Source organism: Brevundimonas sp. UBA2416, assembly GCF_002343105.1.
Taxonomy (GTDB): domain Bacteria; phylum Pseudomonadota; class Alphaproteobacteria; order Caulobacterales; family Caulobacteraceae; genus Brevundimonas.
Genome location: NZ_DDRM01000034.1, coordinates 1 through 20,391, shown reverse-complemented (window position 1 = coordinate 20,391; position 20,391 = coordinate 1). Strand labels below are relative to the sequence as shown.

The 20,391-nt window shown below is 67.5% G+C and carries 18 protein-coding genes and 1 pseudogene; 11 read left to right on the top strand and 8 right to left on the bottom strand.

The window, feature by feature from the left end; translation table 11 throughout:
• Both groEL and B3E43_RS10605 read left to right on the top strand, forming a co-directional pair.
• Positions 1–1,064 (top strand): chaperonin GroEL (gene groEL, locus B3E43_RS10610; protein WP_292029256.1); only part of this gene is annotated, 1,064 nt, incomplete at its 5' end.
• A gap of 209 nt (positions 1,065–1,273) precedes the next feature.
• Entirely contained in the window at positions 1,274–1,723 is a 450-nt protein-coding gene (locus B3E43_RS10605; RefSeq protein WP_292029254.1) for a hypothetical protein, read from the top strand.
• A 15-nt stretch (positions 1,724–1,738) separates the two neighbouring features.
• Here the strand turns inward: B3E43_RS10605 and B3E43_RS10600 are convergent, their stop codons facing one another.
• The 5 genes from B3E43_RS10600 to greA all read right to left on the bottom strand — a co-directional run bounded on the left by B3E43_RS10600 (position 1,739) and on the right by greA (position 8,114).
• A complete protein-coding gene (locus B3E43_RS10600) occupies positions 1,739–2,620 on the bottom strand; it encodes a DNA adenine methylase (RefSeq protein ID WP_292029252.1) in 882 nt (293 codons plus the stop codon).
• 70 nt (positions 2,621–2,690) lie between these two features.
• Positions 2,691–3,995: a hypothetical protein gene (locus B3E43_RS10595; protein WP_292029250.1), complete on the bottom strand. Its 1,305-nt coding sequence runs from the start codon at positions 3,993–3,995 to the stop codon at positions 2,691–2,693.
• 405 nt (positions 3,996–4,400) lie between these two features.
• Entirely contained in the window at positions 4,401–7,256 is a 2,856-nt protein-coding gene (locus tag B3E43_RS10590; RefSeq protein ID WP_292029248.1) for a M16 family metallopeptidase, read from the bottom strand.
• Positions 7,257–7,364: 108 nt separating this feature from the next.
• The gene (locus tag B3E43_RS10585) at positions 7,365–7,514 is read right to left on the bottom strand and encodes a hypothetical protein (protein ID WP_284222964.1); all 150 of its coding nucleotides are present in this window, start codon (positions 7,512–7,514) and stop codon (positions 7,365–7,367) included.
• Between the two features lie 123 nt (positions 7,515–7,637).
• Positions 7,638–8,114, bottom strand: a complete 477-nt coding sequence (greA, locus tag B3E43_RS10580) for a transcription elongation factor GreA (protein WP_292029243.1) — start codon at positions 8,112–8,114, stop codon at positions 7,638–7,640.
• A gap of 343 nt (positions 8,115–8,457) precedes the next feature.
• Here greA and B3E43_RS10575 point away from each other — a divergent pair, with 343 nt between their 5' ends.
• From B3E43_RS10575 to B3E43_RS10545, 7 genes are all read left to right on the top strand, one after another.
• Positions 8,458–9,672, top strand: coding sequence for an NAD(P)/FAD-dependent oxidoreductase (locus B3E43_RS10575; protein WP_292029241.1), 1,215 nt, complete (start codon positions 8,458–8,460; stop codon positions 9,670–9,672).
• Between the two features lie 135 nt (positions 9,673–9,807).
• Positions 9,808–10,191 carry a PadR family transcriptional regulator gene (locus tag B3E43_RS10570; protein WP_292029240.1) on the top strand — a complete coding sequence of 128 codons (384 nt, stop codon included), beginning with the start codon at positions 9,808–9,810 and terminating at the stop codon, positions 10,189–10,191.
• Complete coding sequence (locus B3E43_RS10565; protein WP_292029238.1) at positions 10,188–10,769, top strand: HAAS signaling domain-containing protein; 582 nt, start codon at positions 10,188–10,190, stop codon at positions 10,767–10,769. Before B3E43_RS10570 ends, B3E43_RS10565 begins: the two co-directional genes overlap by 4 nt.
• Positions 10,770–11,000: 231 nt before the next feature.
• Positions 11,001–11,912, top strand: a complete 912-nt coding sequence (locus B3E43_RS10560; RefSeq protein ID WP_292029236.1) for a CPBP family intramembrane glutamic endopeptidase — start codon at positions 11,001–11,003, stop codon at positions 11,910–11,912.
• 14 nt (positions 11,913–11,926) lie between these two features.
• Positions 11,927–12,559, top strand: a complete 633-nt coding sequence (locus tag B3E43_RS10555; RefSeq protein ID WP_292029234.1) for a LuxR C-terminal-related transcriptional regulator — start codon at positions 11,927–11,929, stop codon at positions 12,557–12,559.
• A gap of 419 nt (positions 12,560–12,978) precedes the next feature.
• Positions 12,979–14,616 (top strand): M28 family metallopeptidase, encoded by a 1,638-nt coding sequence (locus B3E43_RS10550; protein WP_292029232.1) that lies wholly within the window; start codon positions 12,979–12,981, stop codon positions 14,614–14,616.
• Positions 14,613–15,743 carry a serine hydrolase domain-containing protein gene (locus B3E43_RS10545; protein WP_292029229.1) on the top strand — a complete coding sequence of 377 codons (1,131 nt, stop codon included), beginning with the start codon at positions 14,613–14,615 and terminating at the stop codon, positions 15,741–15,743. Before B3E43_RS10550 ends, B3E43_RS10545 begins: the two co-directional genes overlap by 4 nt.
• A gap of 130 nt (positions 15,744–15,873) precedes the next feature.
• Here the strand turns inward: B3E43_RS10545 and rarD are convergent, their stop codons facing one another.
• The gene (rarD, locus tag B3E43_RS10540; protein WP_292029227.1) at positions 15,874–16,800 is read right to left on the bottom strand and encodes an EamA family transporter RarD; all 927 of its coding nucleotides are present in this window, start codon (positions 16,798–16,800) and stop codon (positions 15,874–15,876) included.
• A 5-nt stretch (positions 16,801–16,805) separates the two neighbouring features.
• A complete protein-coding gene (locus B3E43_RS10535; protein WP_292029225.1) occupies positions 16,806–17,852 on the bottom strand; it encodes an aspartate-semialdehyde dehydrogenase in 1,047 nt (348 codons plus the stop codon).
• A gap of 144 nt (positions 17,853–17,996) precedes the next feature.
• On the opposite strand from B3E43_RS10535, the gene zapE reads away from it, so the two are divergent.
• Together zapE and B3E43_RS10525 are read left to right on the top strand one after the other, a co-directional pair.
• Positions 17,997–19,112: a cell division protein ZapE gene (zapE, locus tag B3E43_RS10530; RefSeq protein WP_292029222.1), complete on the top strand. Its 1,116-nt coding sequence runs from the start codon at positions 17,997–17,999 to the stop codon at positions 19,110–19,112.
• A gap of 61 nt (positions 19,113–19,173) precedes the next feature.
• Positions 19,174–19,680 (top strand): YbjN domain-containing protein, encoded by a 507-nt coding sequence (locus tag B3E43_RS10525; RefSeq protein ID WP_292029220.1) that lies wholly within the window; start codon positions 19,174–19,176, stop codon positions 19,678–19,680.
• Between the two features lie 98 nt (positions 19,681–19,778).
• Here B3E43_RS10525 and B3E43_RS10520 read toward each other — a convergent pair.
• A pseudogene (locus B3E43_RS10520) lies at positions 19,779–20,391 on the bottom strand (malate dehydrogenase); the annotation flags it as partial.

The window sequence follows — 20,391 nt, the reverse complement described above, 5'->3', positions numbered from 1 at the left end:
GCTACCTGTCGCCCTACTTCATCACCAACGCCGACAAGATGGAGGTCCAGCTCGAGGAGCCCCTCATCATGCTGCACGAGAAGAAACTCTCGTCGCTGCAGTCGATGCTTCCGATCCTGGAAGCCGTGGTGCAATCCGGTCGTCCCCTGCTGATCATCGCCGAGGACATCGAGGGCGAGGCCCTGGCCACGCTCGTCGTCAACAAGCTGCGGGGCGGCCTGCGCGTCGCCGCCGTCAAGGCCCCGGGCTTCGGCGACCGCCGCAAGTCGATGCTGGAAGACATCGCCGTCCTGACCGGCGGCCAGGTCATCTCGGAAGACCTCGGCATCAAGCTCGAGAACGTCACCCTCGACATGCTCGGCAAGGCCAAGAAGGTCACCATCACCAAGGACGACACCACCATCGTCGACGGCGTCGGTGAGAAGGACGCGATCGAGGCCCGCATCGGCCAGATCAAGAAGCAGATCGAGGACACCACCTCGGATTACGACAAGGAGAAGCTGCAGGAACGTCTGGCCAAACTGGCCGGCGGCGTCGCGGTCATCCGCGTCGGCGGCTCGACCGAGGTCGAAGTGAAAGAGAAGAAGGACCGCGTCGACGACGCGCTGAACGCCACGCGTGCAGCCGTTGAAGAAGGCATCGTCCCCGGCGGCGGCATCGCCCTGCTGAAGGCGACCAAGGCGCTGGAAGGTCTGAAAGGCGACAACGCCGACCAGACCGCCGGCATCGCCATCATCCGCCGCGCCATCCAGGCCCCGATCCGTCAGATCGTCGAGAACGCGGGCGTCGAAGGCTCCATCGTCGTCGGCAAGGTGCTGGAAAACGCCTCGGCCACCTACGGCTTCAACGCCCAGACGGAAGAGTATGTCGACATGATCCAGGCCGGCGTCATCGACCCCGCCAAGGTCGTGCGCACCGCCCTGCAGGACGCCGCCTCGGTGGCGGGCATCCTGATCACCACGGAAGCGGCTGTGGCCGATGCGCCGAAGAAGGCGAGCGGTGGCGGCGCCGGCGGCGGCATGGGCGGCGGCGGCATGGGCGGCATGGGCGATATGGACTTTTAAGCGGATCGGGGCGGGCCGAAAGGCTCGCCTCGGGACGCCCCGGCGAAAGCCGGGGTCCGGTCGCTCGGCGGTTTAAGCTGAGACAGAAGAGGGCGGCTCCGGGGACGGGGCCGCCCTTTTTTCTTGGCTTCACTGCCGAAAGCCTGCCCCGCATAGCCTTGATGGGCTGGGCACCATCACCATATTGCCCCCGACAACGGAGACTAAACATGGATCCCCAACTGATTGCCCTCTACGAGTTGAAGCGGCAGAACTTTCTTCTCGGGTATGTCCAGAACCCCGACAGGTTCAGCGACTCCCTCGCGTTCGCTTATTACAATCGCCTTGAACCGATCTTCCATGAGAACATCGCCCGGGAAACCTACGAGGAAGACCCGTTCAGCAGTGTTTATGCAATCAAGGGCGACTTCATTTCAGCACTTCTGAAATTTGTCGACGAGAACGACCAAGCTGGGAACCTTCAAGCGATTGAGTTCTACAATCTCGAGGACAAGTTCGGCGGTCGGTCCAAACGCATTGAGATCCTTCATGCGCTTGAATACGCCCGCATTGACGGGCGCTTTGGCAAGAAAGTCTGGGACGCCATTGTTAAGAATGCGCCCGCTGAGGCCACTATGATCGACGAGTCTTTTTCCCCGAGCAATGTAGAGTTCCGCTAAGACGACAGCGGCGGACTACGCGGCGGAACGGTACTGTGGCCGGCTCACTTGGCGCGCCCGAAACACCTCCGGCAGCTTCAGACCCTTGGAAGCAACGAGCAACTCACTTCCGATTCGCTTCTCGTGCAACGAATAATTGATATCGAAGCTGAACTGACGGCGCGTGCGATAAAGACGTCGAATTTCCGGGACATCGTCGTAGGTGACTAACCAAGGCAGATCGACCGATAGAACCGCTTCAGCGACCTTCTCGTGGTCCTCCGGGCGGTAGAAGCTCGTGTAGAGACCCGGCCCCTTCTTATAGTAAGGCGGGTCAATGAAGAGGAGCGAGTCGGCAGGCAACGCCGCCTCACACCGCTCAAGGAAAGCGAGAGCGTCGAGATTCGTCAGATGTATTCGGTCCCGATATTTGTGAACCCTCGCAATGCGGCGGATGAGGTCGTCGTGATTGTAGCGGCAGTCGAGCTTGTAGTCGCCGGTCTGCCCTAGGCCGCCGATAACGCCTGCAGCCTTGATGATGCCTGAACGGTTAGTGCGGTTCAGAAAGAACGCCGCGAAACCTAGATCTAAGGGATCGTTGGCGTTTGATCGATAAAGCTCACGCTGTTTCAACCACTCCTCGATCGTGACCGGAGTCGTCCTAACTTTCTCAGTGAAGGCGTCGAAGTCGTTCAATACGCAGTGCCAGAATGACCAGATTGCCGGATCAATGTCATTGATGTGGATATCAGAAACGTGCCCGCCGTAGAGCAAGGCCAAGGCCAATCCACATCCGCCAGCATAGGGCTCGGCATAGTGGCCGCGCTCGAGGGCGTTCATCCGAAGGACCAACGAGGTCAGGTCCAGCATCGACGTCTTACCGCCAGGATACCGGAGAGGTGAGGTTCCCCTTGTCATGTTCGAGACGCCCTCTCCCTCTGCTCCGACGGGGTTCTAGCAACGCGCATCGGTCTGGGACAGAGGGAGCTCAGGCCCCCTTTCCCGCCGCCTCTTCGATGGCTTTGAGGATCACCACCTTCAGTGTGCAGACGTCATTATTCAACTGATCGCCGCTGAACAGCGCAGCGACCGGATGGTGTTTTGTGGTGTTGCCGAACTCTCGAATCTGCACCATCGCCGACCGGAGCGACGAGACCGAGTCCCCGCTGATCCCGTAGCTGGCCAGCTTCGCCTTGCTAAGCCAAGCGTCGAGGCTGACGCCCTCATTCCGACCCGCCAAGGCCGTTAGGGTCTCGAAGAACGACCATGTTCCGACCGCGAGCAGCGGCGTATGGGGATCGAGATCGACCGATGTGATTGAGTGATAAAGACTGCTCAGCTTCGCATTCCCGAGTGCTTTGAGCGCTGTGAAAATCTCGTCCTCGTACTGAACATGCTTCGCGTGTTGCGGCTGCTGCGGCTTGCGCCTCGGGGCCTTGCGCTTGCCGGTGCCGTCACTTGCGTTGCCGGCGAGGGACTCGGGCTCGATCCGCTTTGTAGTTACGCCCGCCAACCCATTCAGCGGCCGAGCATATTTGACGATGTCCTCTCTGTTCTTCCGGGAGGTCACCTCTTTGCCTTCGAGCAGGTCCTTGATGAACCGCTTCAGCAGGACGTCAAACTCTTCCTTCGGACGAGTGCGGACGACCTCGTCTGGGTTCGAAGCGTCAATGCCAAGCACTTCCTGTAAGATGCTGTTCCCAAGGAATCGCTGCGCTGTCGTCAGCCGCCCCTTGCGTTCACTCTTGGTGATGAACTTCTCGGCTTCGGCGTAATCGAGGATCTCGAGCGCGAGCTTGTTCTTTGAGCCCCCATCGAAGCGCTGCTTCTGGTCAGCATTCCACTCCTTCCGTCCCGCACCGCCTTGGGCACCCGTGTGCAGTCGCTGAAGCCAGATCCGCACAATGTCTGCGTCGGTGAATACCGCCGCTGGCACGGATTTCACGGGCGTCCACTGCTCCGCCAGCCTTTCGAAAGACTTCCGCAGGCGCGCTGGAGCGAGGTCGGGATCATTCAGCAGCTTGATCGCGCAGATTCGCCGATTGCCCTCGGCGGAGGTGTACGACGCGTCTGGCCGCCCGACTTTCTTCTTGTCGATCGGTAGCAAGGCAAATCGTTCAAGGGGATTGATCCCGTGCTTTGCGATGTCCCGCGCGAGCGCATGCACGTTTTCGTGCTCGCACAGATACTCGATGGCCTGAGCCTCGGTCTCGTAGGGCTCGTGTCGAGGGTTGTTCAGCGCGAGGAAAATGCGCCCGACTGGTACCGCATCCAGAAACGTTGGCTTCGTCATCCCACCCCCAAAGATCAGCCTTGTGGTGACCCTTACCCGCCCGATTGTGAAACCCTCGCAGGAAGGGTGGAGGGTGACAACCGAGAAGAATGTTCCCCGTTACATGGGCGGGGAAACGCGGATTGGGTGCCACCCGCCCCGACGCGCCTCAAGGACGCTGCGCGCCGCTCGCGCGGCAGGCCGGGACGGCCTGTCCTTGACCCGCGCCGGGTCGGGCGACCGGGGCTGGGCGTGTCGGGCGCGCGGGGCGCGCCGACCCTTTGGATGAGAGGGTGCGCGCCAGGTGTGCCGGCGGCGGAGCTCCCTGACACTGCGCGCAAGGAAAAGGGGCGGCGCACCGGCCGCCCCTCCACCACGCTTCGCGCGGTCCCCCTCCCCCATGAAGGGGGAGGAGAAGCCGTTGTCTTACTGCGCCGGGCGGACTTCGATCGGAAGGCCCAGCGCTTCCAGCTGGGGCTGGACGACAGAGGCGTCGCCGACGACGACCCAGACGAACTGGTTCGGGTTGATGGCGGCGCGGGCGGCGGCGTCCATCTGGTCGGCGGTCAGGGCGCGGGTGCGGCTGGCCAGGGTTTCCTGATAGTTGTCCGGACGGCCGTAGAGGGCGTTGGAGCGCAGGGCGCCGAGGATCTGGCCCGAGGTCTCGAAACCACCGGCCAGGCCGCGGGTGTCGCCGTTGACGGTGCGGTCCCGCTCGGCGGCGGTGACGCCGTCGGTGGTCAGGAAGCGCTCGTACTGGGCGATCAGGGCGGCGATGGACTCACCCGTGCGGTTGGCCTGGACCGGGGCGTTGACGATGTAGGGCGCCCGGTGCTGGAGCGTGTTGATCGAGCCGCGCACGCCGTAGGACCAGCCCTTGGTCTCGCGCAGATCGGCATTGATCCGCGACAGGAAGTCGGTGCCCAGCACGGTGTTGGCGGCCTGCAGGGTCAGCAGGTCGTCGGTGCCGGAGACGGGCAGGACCGCGCCGCCGTAGATGATCGACTGCGGCGACTGGGGCCGGTCGATCAGGACGATGCGGGCGGTGGTGGCGGGGATGTCGGCCGGGAAGGCCTTGGTCCCGCGCGGCGTCGCGGGGGCGCGCCAGTCGCCGAAGGCCCGCTCCAGCCGCGCCGTGACATCGGCCAGCGGCAGGTCGGAGACGACGAAGATGCGGGCGTTGTCGGGGCGGACCCATTCGGCGTGTTCGGCGACCAGGTCCTCGCGGGTCAGGGCGCTGATGGTCTCGGGCGTGCCGGTGCCGCCGAAGGGACGGCCGTAGGGGCTGGCCTCGCCATAGATCAGCGGCGGCAGGGCGCGGGCGGCGAGGGCCGCGGGCTGGGTGCGTTCGGCGGCGAGGCCGGCGAGGCGCTGGGCCCGCAGACGCTCGACCTCGGCCGGGGCGAAGGCGGGGTTGCGCACCACGTCGGACAGCAGGACCAGCGAGGGGTCGAGGTTGGTGGTGACGGTGGTCAGGCTGGCCGCCGTGCGGTCCATGGAGGCGCCCATGTTGACCGAGGCGCCGAGCCGCTCGCGCGCCTCGGCCAGGGCGTTGGAGTCGCGGGTGGTGGTGCCCTCCTCCATCAGGGTCAGCATCATGGAGTGGACGCCGAGGCTGTTGGCGTCATCAGCGGCGTAGCCGGCGTCGAACTCGACGGCGACGCGGGTGACGGGGACGGTGGTCGAGCGGGCGTAGACGATCTCGATGCCGTTCGAGAGGGCGGCGCGCTCGACGTCGGGGAAGTCGAGGTTGGGGACGTCGCCGATGGCCGGCATGGGGTCGCGGGGGACGCGCACGATCTCGGTCGCGGGGACCGGCGCAGCCCCGGACGGGACGGCGGCGGCCTCGACATAGGCCTGACGCTCGCCGGGCTGGACGATCTGGCTGTAGACCGGGCGGTTCAGCCAGCGCTGCATGGCGTCGCGGACCTGGGCCGGGGTGACGGCGGCATAGGCGGCCAGCTGGTTGCGGTAGAAGTCGGGGTCGCCGGCGTAGAGCTGGCCCTCGGCCAGGGCTGAGGCCTTGCCGTTGACCTGTTCCAGACCCTGGATGGTGCGGGCGGCGTACTGGGTGACGACGCGGTCGATCTCGTCCTGGGTCGGGCCGTTGGCGAGGAAGTCCTGGAAGACGGCGTCCATGCGGGCGGCGACGGCGGCGGCGTCCTGACCCGGCTTGACGTTGACCGAATAGCTGAAGAAGCCGAGGCGGTGGAAGGCCTGGGCCCCGGCGCTGACGCCGGCGGCGGTCTGGTCGCCGCGCACCAGGGCGTTGTCGAGGCGCGAGGAGGCGAGGCCGCCGAGGATGGAGGCGCCGACGCTGAGCAGGACGGCGTCCGGATCGAGCATGCCGGGCACGACCCAGGCGCGGCTGACGCGGGTCTGGGCGACGCGGTCGTACAGGACTTCCTCGACCGGGGCGGCGAGCGTGGGAATGTCGGCCTCGGCGGGCACATTGACCGGACCGCGCGGGATGGAGCCGAAATAGCGGTTCACCAGGGTGCGGGCGGCCGCCTCGTCGATGTCGCCCGACAGGACCAGCACGGCGTTGTTCGGACCGTAGTTGTCACGGAACCAGTTGCGCACGGTCTCGAGGCTGGCGGCGTCGAGGTCGGCCATCGAGCCGATGGTCGAGTGGCGGTAGGGGTGGCCGACGGGGAACAGCGCCTCCTGCTGGGCGTAGGAGGACAGGCCGTAGGGCTGGTTGTCGCGCTGGCGCTTCTCGTTCTGGACGACGCCGCGCTGCAGATCGAGCACCTCCTGGCCGACCTGGCCGAGCAGGAAGCCCATGCGGTCGCTCTCGAGGAACAGGGTCTGCTCCAGCGCCGGGGTCGGGACGGTCTGGAAATAGTTGGTGCGGTCGAACCAGGTGGTGCCGTTCAGGCCGGTGGCGCCGGCGGCGTTCATGGCCTGGATGTGGCTCTGCGGGGAGTTCTCCGAGCCGCCGAACATCAGGTGTTCGAACAGGTGGGCGAAGCCGGTGGAGCCGGCGGGCTCGTCCTTGGAGCCGACATTGTACCAGATGGACACGGCGACCACCGGGGCCTTGCGGTCCTCGTGGACGATGACGGTCAGGCCGTTGTCGAGCTGGAACCGCGACCAGGGGATGTCGACACGGGCGACCAGGTCGGCGACGGGCGCGCCCTGCAGCGGGGCGGCCTGCGGCAGGGCGGGGGCGGAGATGACCGCGACCGGCGCCGCCGTATCGTGAGACCAGGCCAGGACCGGGGCGGCCGGGGCGATGGCCGCCAGAAGGGCGGCGAACGATACGAGACGGTAGCGCATGAGTCACAATCCTGTTGCTCGGGATGACGCGACCATAGCCGGGGCGTGCAGACACGCAATGCCCGGCACGCCCGCCCCGGCGCGGCGCGACCGTTTGTCCGGGTGTCGTCAGTCCTCGAGCGGCGGCAGGCCGGCTTCCTTGCGGGCGGCGGCGGCGGCTTTCTTTTCGGCTTTGGCGGCGGCCTTTTCGGCGGCCTTTTTGGCATCCGCGCGATCGCGTTCCTGACGCTCGAAACTGTAGTTGGGCTTTCGGGCCATGGGCGGCTCTTTCTCTTTTCGTTGCGCTACCGCGCTTCGCGCTACTTGAGCGCAGGAGGCGCTACGCCAGCGCCGTCTGCCCACAGGGTGGGGCAAGCGGGGAGCCGGGGCAACCATTGACGATCAATCGACGGCGATGATCTCGACGGCCTGGCCGGCGACGACGGCTTCGTCCCCGACCTGTTTGTTCATCAGGGCGACGGCGAGGGGCGAGACGTGGCTGACCGAACCGGCGGCGGGGTCGGCCTCGTCCTCGCCGGTGATCCGCCAGGTCTGGGTGCGGCCGTCGGCGCGTTCGAGGGTGACAGAGCCGCCGAAGCGGACCCGGCCCTCCGGCTCGGTCTCGACCAGCTGCGCCGTGGCGCGGCGGGCCGACCAGTAGCGCAGGTCGCGGGTGGCGCGGGCCATGGCGGTGCGGTCGGCCTCGATGTCGCCCTTCGCCTGGGCGGCGGCATAGGCCGCGCGGGCCGAGGCCAGGGCGGCCTCGATCAACGCCAGGCCCGCCCTCGTGACCAGGTTCGGATGGGGCGAAATCGGACGGTCGGGAAGATCGGCGGCCGTGGCCTCCAGATCTTCCTCGCGGGTGAAGGCGACGCTCATGGGGGATGAGCGTATGCGGGTTTCGGGGGTTCCCGGAGCGGTTTCTTTCGCCCTGCGGCATGGAGGTTCATCACAACGGGCACAACGGGGTCACAACGGACACGACGGGACCGGGTGTGTGCCGACGTCCGTGACTTGATCCGTTTGCCGGGGATTGAGGCGTTCGCCGCATTGATCCGATCGAGGCCCTGGCCTCGATCATCATTCGTCTCAATTCATCGACGGCGGGTCCAGGGCCTTCCTCATCCCGGGACCCATTGTGTCCTTTGTGACCCCGTTGTGCCCGTTGTGAAGAACCCGCTTTCGCCGGACGTTCGCCTCGGAACAGGGTAGTGGGTCGGCCATGAGCGACACAAACAGGACCGTACACATCATCGGGGCCGGGCCGGCCGGGCTGATGGCCGCCGAGCGGCTGGCGCGGGCGGGTGTGGCCGTGACGGTGCATGAGGCCATGCCGTCCGTGGCGCGGAAATTCCTCATGGCGGGGCGCGGCGGGCTGAACCTGACCCATTCGGAGGACATCGCGCCGTTCACCGGCCGCTATGGCGATGCGGCGGGCGTGGTCGGGCCCTGGCTGGAGATGTTTTCGCCGACCCATCTGATCGGCTGGGCCGAGGGACTGGGGCAGGCGACGTTCACGGGCTCGTCGGGGCGGGTGTTTCCACGGGCGATGAAGGCGTCGCCGCTGCTGCGGGCCTGGCTGGGGCGGCTGAACGCGCTGGGGGTGGAGGTACGGACGCGGTCGCGCCTCATCGGTCGTCGCGACGGCGGCTGGGTGTTCGACACCCCGGACGGCGAGCGGGTCGAGACGCCGGATGCGGTAATGCTGGCCCTGGGCGGGGCGAGCTGGCCGCGGCTGGGGTCGGACGGGAGCTGGCGTGACTGGCTGGAGGCGGAAGGCGTGGCGGTCGCGCCGTTCCGGCCGTCGAATGTCGGCTTCGACGTGGCCTGGTCCGAGGTGTTCGCGGACCGGTTCGCGGGCCAGCCTCTGAAGCCCGTCGCCCTGACGCACGGCGACCGGACCGTGCGCGGCGAGGCGATGGTGACCCGCTACGGGCTGGAAGGCGGGGCGGTCTATGCGCTGTCGGCGCCGCTGCGCGAGGCGGTGGCGCGGGACGGATTGGCGAGCCTGACCGTCGACCTGCGGCCCGATCTGACCGTCGAGGCTCTGGCGGGGCGGCTGGCGAAGCCGCGCGGCAAGGACAGCGCGACCAACTGGTTGCGGAAGGTGGCGGGCCTGTCGCCGGTCGCGGTCGGGCTGTTGCGGGAAATCCCCGGAGAGCTGCCGGCGGGGGCCGACAAGCTGGCCAAGCGGATCAAGGCGGTGCGGCTGACGCTGACGGGGGTGCAGGGCCTGGCGCGGGCGATCTCCTCGGCGGGCGGGGTGCGGCTGGACCAGATGAATCAGGGGTTGATGCTGACGGCGATGCCCGGCGTGTTCGTCGCGGGCGAGATGCTGGACTGGGAGGCGCCGACGGGGGGTTATCTGCTGCAGGCGTCGATGGCCTCAGGCGTGGTGGCGGCGGACGGGGTGCTGGGCTGGCTGGAGGGGCGGTAGCGCTCGACAGGGGTGTCGGTGCAAGAGGTCTGCGCTCGACCCGTAGCGGACGTCTCCCACGATGCTGGACGTTGGCTCAGTCGGACGGTGCGACGGAGCAACCATGCGCTTGCCAAATCTGAAAATCACGATATCTTGCATTACAAGATGTCATTGAAACACAACCCCGCACTTGAACACGACTCGGTCCAGCGAACCCAGATGCTGAAGGGCCTGGCTGAGCTGGCGCTGCTGAGCCTGCTCGACGAAGAAGCCTGTTACGGGCTCGAAATCCTGGAGCGCCTCCGCAGCGACGCAGGTCTTCAGCTTGCCGAAGGGGCGGTCTACCCCCTGCTCCACAGGCTCGAGAAGTCGGGCTGGACCGCAGCCGAGTGGCGACTCGACCCGCAGAACGGCCGCCCCAGAAAATACTATGCGATCACCGATGCCGGGCGCGAAGAGCTACGGGCCCAGCGCGCCAGCTGGTCGGAGATGTCTTCCCGGCTGACCCATTTTCTTGAAAGGAGAGTCCGGCCATGACCGATCAGGCCGAGCTTGAACGCTGGCTAAGCCGTCTGGGCTGGGCGCTGGGCCACCTGCCGGTGCGCGAACGCGACGATATTGTCCGCGAGACCCGGTCGCACATCGAGGACCGGATGGCGTCGGGCGGATCCGTTCAGCAGGTCCTGAGCGAATTCGGTCCGGCCGAGCGCCATGCCCGCCGCTTCGTCGACGAGATCGAGGCCTACGAAGCCTTGGGATCCCAGCGCGCCGGCGACCTCGCCCGGTTCGTGGCCAATCGCGCACACCGAAGCGTCGGCGCCGCCATCGCCCTGCTGGCCCTGATCCTGCTGGCCATCCTCGCGGGCGTCATTGTCCTGGTGGTGGCGCTGAAGATCTTCGACCCCGTCCATGCGGGCCTTTGGGTCGGCCCCGGGACCGCGTTCATCGGAGTCATCGATGACCCGGCCTCAGCCCGCGAGCTTCTTGGTCTCTGGCTGTTTCCGTCGGCCGCCGTGGTTCTTACGCTGATCTTCATCGCGGGCAGACTGCTTCTGTCTTCGGTCGTCCCTTGGATGGCACCGCGACGGGGTCGGCCCCCGACGGGACCCGGGTGACTGCCCGCCGACCCGGCGCCTCCGCGTCATTGATCCCGGACGTCCTGGCGCCTGTCTGATCCCGGTGCCGGCGGCAGCGCCCGTCCGGACCAGCCGGGCAACGGGACCCCTGCCTCATGTGTCGCCACCGGTACCTGCCGCGAACAGCGTGGTTCGGGGCGGGGTCCGCTGCGCAATGCCTTTTCCCAGCCCCTCCGCGGCGTGCGCCGCCTTTCTTCGAGGAACGGTCTCATGCCTGAATCTCTGTCGCCAGCCGCCTCCCCCCGTACGGCCCTCACCATGGGGTGGCGATCGATCGCCCTGTTCACGGGACTGGCCCTGGCGGTCTCCTGGACCCTGCAGATCGTCGCCGTTCAGCGCTGGGGCCTGGACAGTCCGCAGACCGTCATAATGCTCATGGCCGTTATGTGGTCGCCCAGCGTGATTGCCCTGGCGTTCATCTTCTTCAACCCCGCCGCGCGTGCGGGCCTGCTCTGGAAAGTCGGCCGCGTCGCCTATCTGCCTCTGGGTGTCTTCATCCCGACCATTATCGCTTTCGTGATCCTGGCCATTCTGGTCGGCAGCGGGTTGGCGACGTCGGGATGGTTCGCCTTCGAAGGGCGCGGAGTCACAACAACCGGAGGCCCCTGGGTTCTGGGCGATGGCTTCCAGGCATGGCCTCTCTTTCTGGGCAACGTCGCCGCGACGGCCGTCGTCTTCTCCGTGATCACCCTCGGGGTCACGGCCGGCGAGGAGTTCGCCTGGCGCGGCTTCCTGCAAGGACATCTGATCCGCCGTATCGGCGTGACCCGGGGGCTCCTGCTCCTGGCCGCCATCTGGTGGGCCTACCATCTGCCCGTGCTGCTCGCCGGCTACAACTATCCCGACTATCCGATCCTGGGGACCTTCGTCCTTTTTCCACTGCAGACCCTCAGCCTGTCCTTCCTTTTCGGCTGGCTGACCATCCGGTCCGGAAGCTTCTGGCCGGCCGCCCTTGGGCACGCGGCTTTGAACTCCATCCAGGAGGGCATCATCGGTAATCTGCAGCTCGAGGTGCCGAGACTGTATCTCGACATCCTTCGCATCGCCCTCGGTCTCGTCGTCGCGCTCGCCTGCTGGGCCAGCCTGCGGCGTGATGCGGGGTCGTCGGTCGGCGGTAAATGAGAAAGCGCTGACGCGTGATCAACTCCATTCGGATGATTGAGAAGGCGGCAGGTCCCCTGAAGGTCGCGATCGTGGACCCGGACGACGCCGCCAGGTCTCGCTTGAACCAGTTGTTGAGCCGGACGGTCACGCCGCGCACGTCGGTGGTCCTCGAATGCCCGACGGCGAACACTTTCGTCCTGGAAAGCCCCGCCCTGGCGCTCGACGCTGTTTTCGTCGACATAACGATGCCGGAGAGCAGGCGTCTGGCCGAGCGGGACGGTCCTTCAGTGTATCGGCAGGGACTGGTCTTCGTTGCAGCGGGCCCCGAATACGCATCGATGGCGTTCGACCTGGAGGCGGCTGATTTTCTGACCAAGCCCTATTCAGAAGACCGACTGCTCCAGACGGTGCGTCGGCTCTGGCGTCACTGCAGGTCGCCCGGTGTGCCGAACGCGTCTGACGCGCTGACTGAGCGCCAGATCCGGATCCTCGGTCTGCTTGGACAGGGGCTGTCAAACAAGGAGATCGCCAGAGCACTGGGCTTGTCGCATTTCACGGTGCGCAATCACATCTCGCTGCTGTTCCGGTGGTTCGAGGTCTCCCGTCGGGTGGATCTCGCTACGGTCGCGCGGAAGCAGGGGCTGCCGTTGCCTGAATCGAGTTAGGGCAGCGCGGTGGTGGTCATTGGTTCGTGGACGAACGTCGCTGAGGTCCATAACGGAAACTGGAGGCTGCTGGGGCACGCGCACGTAGCTTCCGGCATTTTCACCGAGCCGTAATCCACGGTGCTTCGAGACGGTCAGCAATGGGTGCATTCGTTTTATGGAACACGGTGGCGGTGCAAGGGTCTGTCCCCTTGGCTGGCTGGAAAGGGAAGGGCGCGAACAGGGAGCGTGATTTCTTCGGATTGTGACGGGTAACGAGCGTCAGGCGACAGTCCGCTTCCGACGGTGGGCTCAACAGACATTCCGCATGACCGCTTCGGCGCGCCACTGGTCTCTGTCACGTCGGGGATGACAAGGGGCAGGCCAGCGCCGCGGTTCCGAGGGTGACGGCCTTTGACGGATGGGTCTAGAACGGTCGCATGACCCAGCACAGTATCCTCCTCGCCGCCGTCGCCGCCGTCGTCCTGACGGCCTCCCCCGCCCTTGCCCAGCAGGCCGACGCGGCGCGGCTGAATGAGCATGTGCGGGTGCTGGCGTCGGATGAGTTCGAGGGGCGCGGGGTGGCGACGCCGGGGGAGCAGCTGACGGTCGACTATCTGGTCGGCCAGTTCCAGGCCCTGGGGCTGGAGCCGGGCGGGCCGGATGGGTCGTGGGTGCAGACGGCGCAGCTGGGGCGGACGCGGCAGGCCGGGTCGGCGACGATCACGGTCAGCAGCGGCGGCGCGAGCCGGGCGCTGGCGCGGGGACCGGACCTGCTGGTGTCGAGCGACCGGCCGGTGGACCGGATCACGGTCACGGACGCGGCGGTGGTGTTCGCCGGCTATGGCGTCAGCGCGCCGGAGCGGGGCTGGGACGACTTCAAGGGCATGGACCTGCGGGGCAAGATCCTGCTGGTCATCGTCAACGACCCCGACTTCGGCGCGCCCGAGGGGCATCCGGTGGCGGGGCGGTTCGACGGCAATGCGATGACCTTCTACGGCCGCTGGACCTACAAATTCCAGGAGGCGGCGCGGCGCGGGGCGGCGGGTGTGCTGGTGATCCACGACACGGCCGGCGCCGGCTATCCGTGGAGCGTGCTGGAGGGGTCGTCGACGGCCCCGAAATTCGACATCGTGCGGGCCGATCCGGAGGCCGAGCGGGTCCCGGCCCAGGGCTGGATCCAGGGGCCGGTCGCCGAGCAGCTGTTCCGCGATGCGGGCCTCGACTACGCCGCCTTGCGCGACGCGGCGCGGACGCCTGAGTTCACGCCGGTGGCCCTGACCGGGGTGACGATGTCGATCGACTTCGGCCAGACCGCCGACCGGATCGAGAGCCGCAATGTGCTGGCGCGCATCCCCGGGGCGACGCATCCGGACGAGACGGTGCTCTACGGCGCCCACTGGGACGCCTACGGCCGCGCGACGCCGGTGGGGGACGACGACATCTATAACGGGGCGGTCGACAATGCGACGGGACTGGCCGGGCTGATCGAACTGGCGCGGCTGTTCAAGGCGGGCGCGGCGCCCGAGCGGTCGGTGGTGTTCGCCGCCTGGACGGCCGAGGAGGCGGGGCTGCTGGGGGCCGAATACTATGCCGCCAATCCGGTCTGGCCGCTGGAGACGACGGTGGCCAATATCAACATTGACTCCTTCCTGCCCGGCGAGGTCTCGCCGCAGATCGTGGTCATGGGGGCGGGCAAGAGCGAGACGGATGTCTGGCTGGAGCGGCGGGCGACGGAACAGGGGCGGACCCTGATCCCCGATCCGGCGCCCCAGGCCGGCGGCTTCTACCGCTCAGACCATTTCCCGCTGGCGAAGATGGGCGTGCCGGCCCTGTTCGGGGCGGCGGGCTTCACCGGGCACAACGCCGCCAGCCGCGACTATGTGGCCAACCGCTATCACAAACCCTCGGACGAATGGACGCCCGAGTGGGTGATGGACGGGGCGGCGGTGGACGTGGACCTGCTGTATCTGGTGGGCCGCGATCTGGCCGACAGCCGGGCCTGGCCGGAATGGAATGCGGGGGCGGAGTTCGAGGCGGCGCGGGCGGCATCGGCGGCGGCGCGGACTGCGGAATGAGCTTCGACATCCACGGCCTCTGCCCGCCGCGCTTCGCCGCCGTGAAGGACGCCTTCGCGGCCAATTTCACCGAGGCGCCCGAGGGGCTGAACGAGCAGGCGGCGCGGTTCAGCGTCTGTGTCGGCGGCGAGGTGGTGATCGATCTGTGGGGCGGCTGGGCCGATGCGGCGAAGACCCGGCCGTTCGGGGAGGACACGCTGACGCCGGTGTTCTCGACCGGCAAGGCGGTGATGATGCTGCTGATCGCCACCTGCGTGGAGCGGGGGCTGCTGGATTACGAGCGGGCGGTCGCGGACGACTGGCCGGCGTTCGGACAGGCAGGCAAGGACCGGGTCACCGTCGGCCAGCTGATGAGCCATCAGGCGGGGCTGCCGGGGTTCTCGGAGAGCGTGGATCCGACCATCTGGTTCGACCGCGAGGCGGCGCTGGCGCGGCTGAGCGAACAGGCGCCGATGTGGGCCCCAGGGACGGCGTCCGGCTATCACCCGATCACCATCGGCCTGCTGGCCGGCGAGCTGTTCCGGATCGTCGACGGGCGCAGCATGGGAACGGCCCTGCGCGAGGACTTTCCCGGCCTCGACCTGTGGATCGGCCTGCCCGAGGCCGAGCACGGCCGGGTGGCGCAAATGAAGAAGCCGACGGCGGCGCCCGATCTGGGCGTCATCGACGCGGTCAAGCGCGCCGCCTTCCTCGACAGCGGCTCGGCCCCCGGCGGGCGCGGCTCGGCGGAGTGGCGGACGATGGAGCTGCCCTCGGCCAATCTGCACGGCACGGCGAAGGATCTGGCGCGGATCATGGCCGTGGTCGCCGACGGCGGGATGCTGGACGGACGGACGGTGCTGTCGCCCGGCGTGCGGGCGGAGATGCTGCGCGAGCGGATCCATGGGCGCGACCGGGTGCTGCCGTTCGACATCAGCTGGGCGGCGGGGCTGATGCGCAATGAGGGGCTGCACATCTTCGGGCCCAATCCGACGGCGGCAGGGCATTGCGGCTGGGGCGGCAGCTGCGCCTTCGCCGATCCGGACGCGCGGGTGTCGGGAGCCTATGTGATGACCCGCCAGTCGCCGCACCTGATCGGCGACCCGCGGGCGGTGCGGTTGGTGGAGGCGGTGTACGGGGGGTTGTGAGTGGCGAGTGGCTAGTGGCGAGTGGCTAGTGGATGGCCAACAGCGGTGCTTGCGCGCTGTCCGCGTCGCCCTTCCGCCGGCGGCGAGGCTGCAATCACTAACCACTGGCCACTAGCCACTGGCCACGCCTTCAGACCGGCTCCGCTGACCGCTTCAGCGCCTCGCGCGCGGCGCGGTGGCGGAACAGGGCGGCCGCCGCGAAGACGCCCGCACCGCCCCAGATGAAGACGAAGCTGGTGACGCGCAGGGGCGTCAGGGCCTCGCCGGCCCAGACGCCGACGGCGAACTGGAGGGTCGGGGCGAGGAACTGGATGAAGCCGATGGTCGAGAGCGGCAGGCGCCGGGCCGACCAGGCGAACAGGGCCAGGGGCAGGACGGTGGCGGGGCCGTTCAGCAGGGCCCAGGCGGTGTTGGCCGGGCTGTCGAAGGCCACGCCCGCGCCCGTGTGCTGGAGCCACAGCACCCAGGCGAGGCCGAACGGGACCAGCAGCAGGCATTCGACCAGCAAACCGGCCTGGGCGTCGATGGGCACGCGTTTGCGGATCACGCCATAGCTGGCGAAGCTGAGGGCCAGGACGATGGAGATCCACGGCGGACGGCCGAGGGCCAGGGTCTGGAACAGCACGCCGATCGCGGCCAGGCCGATGGCGACCCAGCCCCATTTGTCGATCTTCTCGCGGAACAGCCACAGGCCCACGACCATGTTGAGCAGCGGGTTGATATAGTAGCCGAGGCTGGCTTCCAGCGTGGCCTCATGGGTGGTGGCCCAGACATAGAGGCCCCAGTTGACGCCGATCAGGGCCGTGGACAGGACCAGCCAGCCGAGCGTCTTCGGCGTGGTCAGGACGGCGCGGACCTGATCGCCCTGTTTCGCCAGAAGCACCAGCAGGCCCGCGACCGCCACCGCCCAGAGGGCGCGGTGGGCGAGGATTTCGAGCGAGTCGAAGCCGACCGCCGCCTGGGCCATGAACAGCAGGGGCATGAAGCCCCACATGACGTAGCAGCCGAAGGCCGACAGAAGGGCGGCGCGGGGCGTGGCGGACGGGGCGGGGGCCACGGTCGTCAGACGGTGATCGAGCGATACCCCGAGGCGGGCTTGATGATCCCCGTCTCGTCCAGCAGCTGGGCGATCTGGACGGCGTTGAGGGCGGCGCCCTTGCGCAGGTTGTCGGAGACGACCCACAGCGACAGGCCGTGCTCGACCGTCGGGTCCTTGCGGATGCGGCTGACATAGACAGCGTGTTCGCCGGCGGCGTCGACGGGGGTGATGTAGCCGTCGTGCTCCTGCTTATCGATGACCATGACGCCGGGGGCGTCGCGCAGCAGGGCGCGGGCCTCGTCGGGGCTGATCGGGCGGTCGAACTCGAGGTTCACGGATTCGGAGTGGCCGACGAAGACCGGCACGCGCACGCAGGTGACGGTCAGCTTGATCGCGGGGTCCATGATCTTGTGGACCTCGTTCCACATCTTGGCTTCCTCGTCGGTGTAGCCATCGTCCTGGAAGGCGCCGATGAAGGGGATGACGTTGAAGGCGATCTGTTTGGGGAACAGCTTCGGCCGCGCGTCGCCGAGGCCGTAGATGGCCTTGGTCTGGTTCCACAGCTCGTCCATGCCCGCCTTGCCGGCGCCCGAGACCGATTGATAGGTCGAGACCACGGCGCGCTTGATCCTGGCGGCGTCATGCAGGGGCTTGAGGGCCACGACCAGCTGGGCGGTCGAGCAGTTGGGGTTGGCGATGATGTTCTTCCTCGTCGCCAGTTTGATGGCGTCGGGGTTCACCTCGGGCACGATCAGCGGCACGTCCGGGTCCATGCGGAAGGCGGAGGAATTGTCGATGACGATGGGGCCGGCCTTGCCGATCTTTTCCGACCACAGGCGCGAGGCGTCGCCGCCGGCGCTCATCAGCACCAGGTCGACGGTCGAGAAATCGAACAGTTCGATGTCCTCGCACTTGATCGTCTTGTCACCCCACGACACCTCGACGCCCTTGGACTTGCGCGAGGCGACGGCGTGCATCTTCTCGACGGGGAAATCGAGTTCCTCGAGGATGTTCAGCATTTCCCGGCCGACATTGCCGGTGGCGCCCACGACGGCGACTTTGTAACCCATGTTGGTGTCCTTCGGACGCGCTACCGCTCGGCTCGCGGAGCCTCGCTGCTTGAGCGCTGATTGTGCTGGTTCGCCTATGTGGGCTTTCGCGGGCGCGAAGCAATCGCTTTTCAGCGGTCGCGGGCGCCGCTAAGCCCGAGAACGATGCCCTCACGCATACGCACCGCTTATGACCGTCGTTTGGCCGAAGGCCGGCTGACGCCCGATCCGTCGCAGATTCCGGTGGTCGAGGCCCTGACGCGGCTGGAGAAGGACCTCGCGCGCAAGGCGCCGATGGGCGGGCTGTTCGGCGGTCAGGCCGAAGTCCGGGGGGTCTACCTCTGGGGGCCGCCGGGGCGGGGCAAGTCCCTGCTGATGGACATGTTCTGCGCCTCGGTCCCCGAGCCGCGCAAAACCCGCGCCCATTTCCACGCCTTCATGGCCCGGGTGCACGATCTCGTGCGTCAATGGCGCGAAGGCGATGCGAAGGCGCGCAAGGCCGTGTTCGGCCAGTGGAAGGGCGACGACCCCATCAAGCCGGTGGCGGAGCTGATCGCATCCGAGGCGCGGCTGCTGTGTTTCGACGAACTGCAGGTGACCGACATCGCCGACGCCATGATCCTGGGCCGGTTGTTCGAGGCCCTGTTCGAGCGGGGCGTGGTCTTGTCGGTGACCTCGAACCGGGCGCCGGACCAGCTTTATCTGAACGGGATCAACCGCCAGCTCTTCTTGCCCTTCATCGCCATGCTGGAGCGGAGGTGTGTGGTGGTCAGCGTCGCCGGGTCACGCGACTGGCGGCTGGACCGGCTGATGGGCGACCGGGTCTGGTTCACGCCGGCGGACGCCGATGCGCGGGCCGGGTTCGAGACCCTGTGGTCCGACCTCAAGGGCGAGCAGGACGAATGCCCGGCGTATCTCAAGGTGCTGGGGCGCGAGGTGGTGATCGCGCGCACCGATGGCGGCCTGGCGCGGGCGACGTTTGCGGAGCTGTGCGAGGCGCCGCTGGGGCCGCAGGACTATCTGGCCGTCGCCGAACGGTTCCACACCCTGTTTCTTGAGGATGTCCCGGTTCTGGGACCCGATAATCATCAGGCAGCGCGGCGGTTCGTGACCCTGGTCGACGCCCTGTATGAGGCCGGGACTCGGCTGGTGGTTCTGGCCGGGGCGGCGCCGGAGGCCCTGTATCAGCAGGGGATCGGCGCGTTCGAGTTCGAGCGGACGGTCTCCCGGCTCAACGAGATGTCAGGAGCCGACTGGCTGGCGCGTCAGAGAACGGCGTAGGCTGGCGCCACAATTCCGCTCGGGCCGATGGCTCTAACGGTCGCGACCCCGGAGATTTGCCATGCGTCTGCCCGCCCTGCTCGCCGCCCTCGTCCTTGCCGCCGCGCCCGGCGCGGCCCTGGCGCAGACTGCGCCGCCGGCGGCGGTCCCTGTCACGGGGGTCGCGGTCGCCGAGACGCGGACCTGGCTGACGGGTCTGGGCGGCGCGGTCGGCGAGCCGGTCGTCCGCGAGGGTTTGACCAGCCTGCACATCGCGGACCAGCCCCTGCCCTGGAACCTGACCTTCTACGGCTGCGGGCCGAGCCTGTGCGACGATGTCCAGTTCAGCGCCGTCTTCACCGGCCCGATCACCGCGGAGCAGATCAATGACTGGAACCGCGAGCACCGCTTCCTGAAGGCCTTCTTTGCGCCGGCGGCGACGGCGGGCGGGGACGCCAGCGCGGTGGTCCAGTACGACGTCGTCCTGACCAACACCGGAACCGAACAACTGCGTGAGCCGACGGTGGTCTGGCTTCAGCTGCTGCGGGAGTTTGCGCAGGGGCTGGTGACGGCGGCTCCCGCGCAATAGCCAGCGCAGAAGAAAGGGCCGCGGATCGCTCCGCGGCCCTTTTCCATTCCATGCGCGGCGCTCAAGCAGCGAGCCGCCGCGCGGCGAGCGTTAGCGCCCTAGACCAGGCTGCTGTCGATATCCTTGCAGGCCTGGATCAGGCCCTGGACCGACTCCACCGACTTGGCGAACATCGCCTTCTCGTCGTCATTGGTGGTGAACTCGATGACCTTCTCGACGCCGCCGGCGCCGATCAGGGCCGGGACGCCGACGTAGAGATCCTTCAGGCCGTATTCGCCCGAGAGCCAGACGGCGCAGGGCAGGACGCGCTTCTGGTCGAGCAGATAGGAGCGGGCCATGGCGATGGCGCTCTCGGCCGGGGCGTAGAAGGCCGAGCCGGTCTTGAGCAGGGCGACGATCTCGCCACCGCCCTTGCGGGTGCGGTCGACGATGGCGTCCAGCTCAGCCTGGGACAGGAAGCCGGCCTTGACCGCGTCGGGCAGGGGCAGGCCGCCGACGGTGGAATGGCGGACCATGGGCACCATGTCGTCGCCGTGACCGCCCAGGGTCCAGGCGTGGATGTCCTGGATGGAGACGCCGGTCTTCTCGGCGAGGAAGTAGGCGAACCGGGCCGAGTCGAGCACGCCGGCCATGCCGACGACCTTCTCCCTGGGCAGGCCCGAGAACTGCTGCAGGGCCCAGACCATGGCGTCGAGCGGATTGGTGATGCAG

What these genes read in the sequence shown, in the direction of transcription:
- B3E43_RS10605 (WP_292029254.1), top strand. Translation starts at nt 1,274, where the DNA reads ATGGATCCCCAACTGATTGCCCTCTACGAGTTGAAGCGGCAGAACTTT.
- B3E43_RS10600 (WP_292029252.1), bottom strand. Translation starts at nt 2,620, where the DNA reads ATGACAAGGGGAACCTCACCTCTCCGGTATCCTGGCGGTAAGACGTCG.
- B3E43_RS10595 (WP_292029250.1), bottom strand. Translation starts at nt 3,995, where the DNA reads ATGACGAAGCCAACGTTTCTGGATGCGGTACCAGTCGGGCGCATTTTC.
- B3E43_RS10590 (WP_292029248.1), bottom strand. Translation starts at nt 7,256, where the DNA reads ATGCGCTACCGTCTCGTATCGTTCGCCGCCCTTCTGGCGGCCATCGCC.
- B3E43_RS10585 (WP_284222964.1), bottom strand. Translation starts at nt 7,514, where the DNA reads ATGGCCCGAAAGCCCAACTACAGTTTCGAGCGTCAGGAACGCGATCGC.
- greA (WP_292029243.1), bottom strand. Translation starts at nt 8,114, where the DNA reads ATGAGCGTCGCCTTCACCCGCGAGGAAGATCTGGAGGCCACGGCCGCC.
- B3E43_RS10575 (WP_292029241.1), top strand. Translation starts at nt 8,458, where the DNA reads ATGAGCGACACAAACAGGACCGTACACATCATCGGGGCCGGGCCGGCC.
- B3E43_RS10565 (WP_292029238.1), top strand. Translation starts at nt 10,188, where the DNA reads ATGACCGATCAGGCCGAGCTTGAACGCTGGCTAAGCCGTCTGGGCTGG.
- B3E43_RS10560 (WP_292029236.1), top strand. Translation starts at nt 11,001, where the DNA reads ATGCCTGAATCTCTGTCGCCAGCCGCCTCCCCCCGTACGGCCCTCACC.
- B3E43_RS10550 (WP_292029232.1), top strand. Translation starts at nt 12,979, where the DNA reads ATGACCCAGCACAGTATCCTCCTCGCCGCCGTCGCCGCCGTCGTCCTG.
- B3E43_RS10545 (WP_292029229.1), top strand. Translation starts at nt 14,613, where the DNA reads ATGAGCTTCGACATCCACGGCCTCTGCCCGCCGCGCTTCGCCGCCGTG.
- B3E43_RS10535 (WP_292029225.1), bottom strand. Translation starts at nt 17,852, where the DNA reads ATGGGTTACAAAGTCGCCGTCGTGGGCGCCACCGGCAATGTCGGCCGG.
- zapE (WP_292029222.1), top strand. Translation starts at nt 17,997, where the DNA reads ATGCCCTCACGCATACGCACCGCTTATGACCGTCGTTTGGCCGAAGGC.
- B3E43_RS10525 (WP_292029220.1), top strand. Translation starts at nt 19,174, where the DNA reads ATGCGTCTGCCCGCCCTGCTCGCCGCCCTCGTCCTTGCCGCCGCGCCC.